This window comes from Sphingobium olei (genome assembly GCF_042678845.1).
Lineage (GTDB): Bacteria > Pseudomonadota > Alphaproteobacteria > Sphingomonadales > Sphingomonadaceae > Sphingobium > Sphingobium olei.
The window spans coordinates 1-4,628 of sequence record NZ_JBHTLS010000069.1 but is presented as its reverse complement, the minus strand read 5'-3'; the positions used below and the strand labels follow the sequence as shown (position 1 = coordinate 4,628).

5 protein-coding genes and 1 pseudogene are annotated in these 4,628 nt (G+C 64.7%); 4 read left to right on the top strand and 2 right to left on the bottom strand.

Annotated elements, in window-relative coordinates; all coding sequences use genetic code 11:
• Positions 1–748 precede the first annotated feature (748 nt).
• The 3 genes from ACFQ24_RS04440 to ACFQ24_RS04430 are packed head-to-tail and all read left to right on the top strand — an operon-like array spanning position 749 to position 2,042.
• Positions 749–1,033 carry a hypothetical protein gene (locus ACFQ24_RS04440; RefSeq protein ID WP_380909282.1) on the top strand — a complete coding sequence of 95 codons (285 nt, stop codon included), beginning with the start codon at positions 749–751 and terminating at the stop codon, positions 1,031–1,033.
• Positions 1,034–1,053: 20 nt separating this feature from the next.
• Positions 1,054–1,473 (top strand): periplasmic heavy metal sensor, encoded by a 420-nt coding sequence (locus tag ACFQ24_RS04435; RefSeq protein WP_380909280.1) that lies wholly within the window; start codon positions 1,054–1,056, stop codon positions 1,471–1,473.
• Positions 1,470–2,042 (top strand): RNA polymerase sigma factor, encoded by a 573-nt coding sequence (locus tag ACFQ24_RS04430; protein WP_380909278.1) that lies wholly within the window; start codon positions 1,470–1,472, stop codon positions 2,040–2,042. Before ACFQ24_RS04435 ends, ACFQ24_RS04430 begins: the two co-directional genes overlap by 4 nt.
• A 61-nt stretch (positions 2,043–2,103) precedes the next feature.
• On the opposite strand, the gene ACFQ24_RS04425 is transcribed toward ACFQ24_RS04430, so the two are convergent.
• Positions 2,104–3,432, bottom strand: a complete 1,329-nt coding sequence (locus ACFQ24_RS04425; protein WP_020817906.1) for a hypothetical protein — start codon at positions 3,430–3,432, stop codon at positions 2,104–2,106.
• 26 nt (positions 3,433–3,458) lie between these two features.
• On the bottom strand, positions 3,459–4,064 hold the full coding sequence (locus ACFQ24_RS04420) for a recombinase family protein (protein ID WP_026109404.1): 606 nt from the start codon (positions 4,062–4,064) through the stop codon (positions 3,459–3,461).
• 129 nt (positions 4,065–4,193) lie between these two features.
• On the opposite strand from ACFQ24_RS04420, the pseudogene ACFQ24_RS04415 reads away from it, so the two are divergent.
• Positions 4,194–4,415: pseudogene (locus ACFQ24_RS04415) on the top strand (DUF4158 domain-containing protein); the annotation flags it as partial.
• Positions 4,416–4,628 lie beyond the last annotated feature (213 nt).

Sequence of the window (4,628 nt, the reverse complement as noted above, 5' to 3'; positions counted from 1 at the left end):
GCGCGGCTATGATGCGCGCGGGCGGTCGGGTTCCACATGATGGTTTCCAAAGTTGGTGTCGCAACCCCTCGGAATCATATCGAAACTCGGCCGTCCACCGTTACGTCAGCGTTCTGACACAGCCTCTTAGACAAGGTGGAGTTTTCCCGTTGGCGCTGGGTGCTTTCACCGCTGTGTTCAGCATGGGCTAAACCGCCTCGCCGGTGGTGGGGGCATTCACTGACGTGGCCCTCTCCATGTCCTCCAGAAGCCGATCGTGTCCATCCATCTACGCCTGCCACGCCGAATACTATCAAATGTAGGGGGCGGAGGAGCGAGGCCGACTGGCGTCGCCCGGCTCCTCTATGTCCAACGCCGCCCAGTCGCGCTTAGTGGCCGCGATAAACGTCGGCATATCCACGCCATACCCCGCACCGCCACCAGTCGGCTTAATCGAGGCGCGTCCGGCGCGTTCTGGCGCTGTGTGGCACCGTCGAGGGCCACGGTTCATCCGTGACATTTCGCACCGGGATATGGACCCGGCACCTCATTACAGATCGATCTCCCCAGCGTCGCAGAGGTGGCTCAGGGAATTTGAACAGCGGGACGCGTGGATCGCCGGCCCGTGACGAGGTGCGAGCGATTGGGCGCAATGGAAGTGCGCCGCCGCGTCCGGGGGGCGTTCCCGCTTCGTGGCATTCGATCGCTTCGATTCGAAGGGTGTTCGTCGGCCGTGCGTAATGGATGTAAGGATGACGGAGGAATGAACATGGACATGGATTTAGACAGCGCGTTGCGCCGCCTTGCCGAGCAACCGCTTCATCCCCGGCTCGCTGAACTGGAAGGCGACGTCATGCGGCTGATCGCGACGGAGCGGCGCGCGGGCTGCGGAGTGACGCTGCGGTCTGGCGTGCTGGCAGCGCTAGGCGCAGTCGCCTTGGGAGTGGTGGGCGGCGGATTGTCGTCCACAGCGGCGACTGCGCAGGTGCCGACGCTAACACCCTTCGGGCCTGCCATGCCGCTAGCGCCTTCGACCTTGCTCGCGTTCCAGTGACGAGCGGCGCCCGGAGGACGATGCTGATCGCCATCGTCGCGTTCGTGGCGGCGGTCGCAGGCGTGTGGGCTGGACACGAGTTGTTTCCTTCACCGCCGAGCCCGGGCGTGGAGCTTCACAGCTTGCTCCACGACGGGCTCGAGCTGGACGAAGCTCAACGGACCAAGCTCCAGACGCTGGAGTCTCACTTCGCCGTTCGAAGGCGTGCCTTGGAGCTGGAACTCAGGGCCGACAACGCGCGGCTCGCCGCCGCAATCGAGGCCGAACATGGTAACGGGCCGCAGGTCGCGGCCGCCGTCGATCGTTCGCACGGCGCGATGGGCGAGCTTCAGAAGGAGACGTTGAACCATATGTTCGCGATGCGGCAGATCCTGCGGCCGGATCAGACGACGGCGTTCGACCGCGCGGTGGTGAAGGCGCTGACCGCAGACGCGCGGTGAGCCTTGATCTCGCGGCCTGCACGGACGGCGAACTCGCCGCCTTGACGCTCGGCGGACGGCAGGCCGCCTTCGCTGAGATCATGCGACGGCACCAAAGGCCGGTCTATCGCCTGATCCGCTCGCATATCGGCGACGCCGAAGAAGCGCTTGACCTCACTCAGGAATGCTTCGTGGCCGCCTTTCAGAACTTGCGAAAGTATGACGGAGATCGGCCGCTCGCTGCGTGGCTGACCCGCGTGGCGATCAACAAGAGCCGCGACTGGCATCGGCGGCGGCGCATACGCCATATACTATCGTTCGCCTCTTCGCTGCCGCCCGGGACCATCGAGGGTGAGCGGGACGAGGCGCCAGGTGCGGACGCCGTCACCTTCGATCGCGCGGAGCTTGCCCAGCTTTCGCGCGCGGTGTCCGAGCTGCCGGCCACGCTCAAGGAGACGCTCTTGCTACGGACCGTGGAAGGCTTGTCCCAAGCGGAGACCGCGGCCGCGCTGGGGATCAGCGGCAAGGCCGTGGAGATGCGGCTCCGGCGCGCGTGTGAAAGATTGTTGAAAATTCTCAACTTCGCATGAGGGCCTCTGTGCATTGTAGGGACACGGATTCACGGTAGGCATCGACGTCAGGGGTAGCGAACTATTTGCGCAGGTTCTCGATGCCAAGTTCGCGCCATATCCAAGTGAAGTCGTAGGTGGCCATCGGGTCGTTCGCGTCGAGTTGGCTGCTGCTGCGGTTTTCGAGATGCTTGAGCCACCCGGCTACTCGGTGCCGGCCTGCGGCAGTTTGAACGGCTGCGCGCGGGGTGATGTCGCCGAGCATGCCGACGGGTTCATCGAGCGTCGCGCGGTACTGACGGTCGAGCATGGCATGGATGAGCGGGGTTGCAACCTCTGGCGCAATGGCGGGTGCCGGTTCGGATGATGTCAGCCCCTCGGCCCGCGCCGCCATGGCCTGTTCGACCGTCTCAATCGTGGTCAGCGGCGAGCCGACCAACCCGGCGAGCGCATCGTTGATAAGCGCGGTGCCGCGTTTCGCTCGCTCGGCCGAGGTGACGGCGAGCATCAGGGCGCGGCCTTTCAATTCGACATTGCCGAGCACCGGGGTGCCGTCCGCCATCGTCACACCCCACGCCATGCGCCCGGTGCTTTTCGCTTTTCCGTTCGGTTTCTCGCCCAGCCAGTTCCAAAAGTGCGTGGTTTCCCGCTGAAGCGCAGGGACAGTATCAAGCCGCTCGCCGACCAGCGCCTGGGTCACGCCGCGTGCGAAGGGAAAGCGCACGCGGTGGAACATCACCTCCTCGCCATCAATGTTGTGCAGCGTGGGGATGGGCGCCGGTCCCATGGTCTTGGGAACGACATCGAACAGCCATGCCGTGCTGATGAGGGCCGGAAGTGCAGCCAGATCGTCGGCGTCTAGGTTCAACGCGGTGCGCGGGCTGCGCTTGCCCTTCGAGCGCCGTAGATCGGCGACGAGCGCCTCGGCCGCCTCCATCGTGAACGACAGCACGCCGCCCGACAGGAGGTGCTTGCCTCCGACCTGCACGACGCGGGCACCGATCCTGTCCCATTGCTTCAGCGTCTGCGAGGCGCTGCGCTCGGATACTCGAAGCGGCTCGCCGCCCCGGATCAGGTCGCGCACGAGGAAGCCGCTGCCGGGCTCGACCTCGCTGACCTCGTGGAGGCTCATCACTGACGATCGAAGGGCACGCAGGTAGATTTTGGTCGGGCCGCTCTCATTCCAGCCCCGGCGCCGAATATAGTCATCGACGATGTTCCGGTCGGGTTGGATGGTGCGCGTCAGCAGATCCTCGAACGCGCATCCCCACAACACGCCGGCCCAATGATCGCCGACGATGTCCGCCAGCTCGTCCGCTTCGAAGTCGAACTCCTCCATCGCCAGCCCGAGATGATCGCCGAGCGCCTCGCCCAGATGCTCGCCCCAGGCCGGCGAGGTGGCGAACTTCATGACGCCGGACAGATCGTGACCACGCTTCATGCCTGTTCCCTCTGCTGCTGACTGAATTGCTGGCGGTGCGCGGCGACGATGCGCGAGACGGTGGGTTCACTGACGCCGTAGAGCCGCGCCATCTCGGCACCGGACTTGCGGCCGGACGTGACGGACTCGGCGATTTCGCGGCGCTGCTTGTCGCCGAGCTTGGGCCGACGCCCGCCGATCCGTCCTTCTGCGCGAGCCTGGGCAAGGCCGGCGCTGGTACGCTCGCGGATCATGGCCCGCTCGAACTCGGCGAAGCTTCCCACCATCTGCATCATCATCCGCCCTGCCGCGGTGGTGGTGTCGATCGCCTCGGTCAGTGAGCGGAAGCCCGCGCCTGCCAGCTCGATCCGCTCCATGATGTGCAGCATATCCTTTAGGCTGCGCGACAGCCGGTCAAGCTTCCAGACGACGACGACGTCTCCGTCGCGCAACTGGCCGATCATCTCCAGAAGCTTGGGTCGGTCCCACCGCCCACCGCTGGCGGTCTCCTCGAACACCCGCTTGCAGCCGGCCGCATCGAGCGCGCGCCGCTGCGCGGCGTTCGACTGGTCGTCGCCCTTCGACACGCGGGCATAACCGATCAGATAGGGTTCGCGCGTCATCTGCGTCTCTTTCACAAACGGCCGTATCTGGAGGCGGAAACAGCATGCACCAATTTCCGCAGCCTTGGGTCTTTCACAATCCTCTTTCACTAAGCCAACAAAAGGCAAGAGGTTTTTGGAGGATGAAACATGCCCGCACGTATTCCGATGACCCAGCGGCAGCGCGCCGCGTTGCTTGCTTTGCCCGACAGCGAGGCGGCGGTGGTGCGACATCATGGCCTCGATGCCGAGGACCTTGCTGCGATCGGCTTCGCACGCACTCCGGCGACCCGCTTGAGCTATGCCCTGCAACTCTGCTGCCTGCGCTATCCGGGGCGACATCTGCGCACAGGCGAGCTGTTGCCTGCAATCAGTTAGCGTCCGCGCTCGTGGTGTAATTTCCGGTGTAGATTGAGGCGATCGCATGGGTGGGGCATGCCCCACCCATGCGAATTCGATCTCGGTGGCCACCGGGCTCATCGGTAAGGTGGAGTTACCACACTTCACACGCCCACCGAGGAGTTGATCCCGATGACCGACGATAGATTACCGCTTGCCGAGCTGATGGCGAAGACCGGAGATGGA

Bases quoted from the DNA above. Each gene is read 5' to 3' on its own strand.
- ACFQ24_RS04440 (WP_380909282.1), top strand. From the start codon at position 749: ATGGACATGGATTTAGACAGCGCGTTGCGCCGCCTTGCCGAGCAACCG.
- ACFQ24_RS04435 (WP_380909280.1), top strand. From the start codon at position 1,054: ATGCTGATCGCCATCGTCGCGTTCGTGGCGGCGGTCGCAGGCGTGTGG.
- ACFQ24_RS04425 (WP_020817906.1), bottom strand. From the start codon at position 3,432: ATGAAGTTCGCCACCTCGCCGGCCTGGGGCGAGCATCTGGGCGAGGCG.
- ACFQ24_RS04420 (WP_026109404.1), bottom strand. From the start codon at position 4,064: ATGACGCGCGAACCCTATCTGATCGGTTATGCCCGCGTGTCGAAGGGC.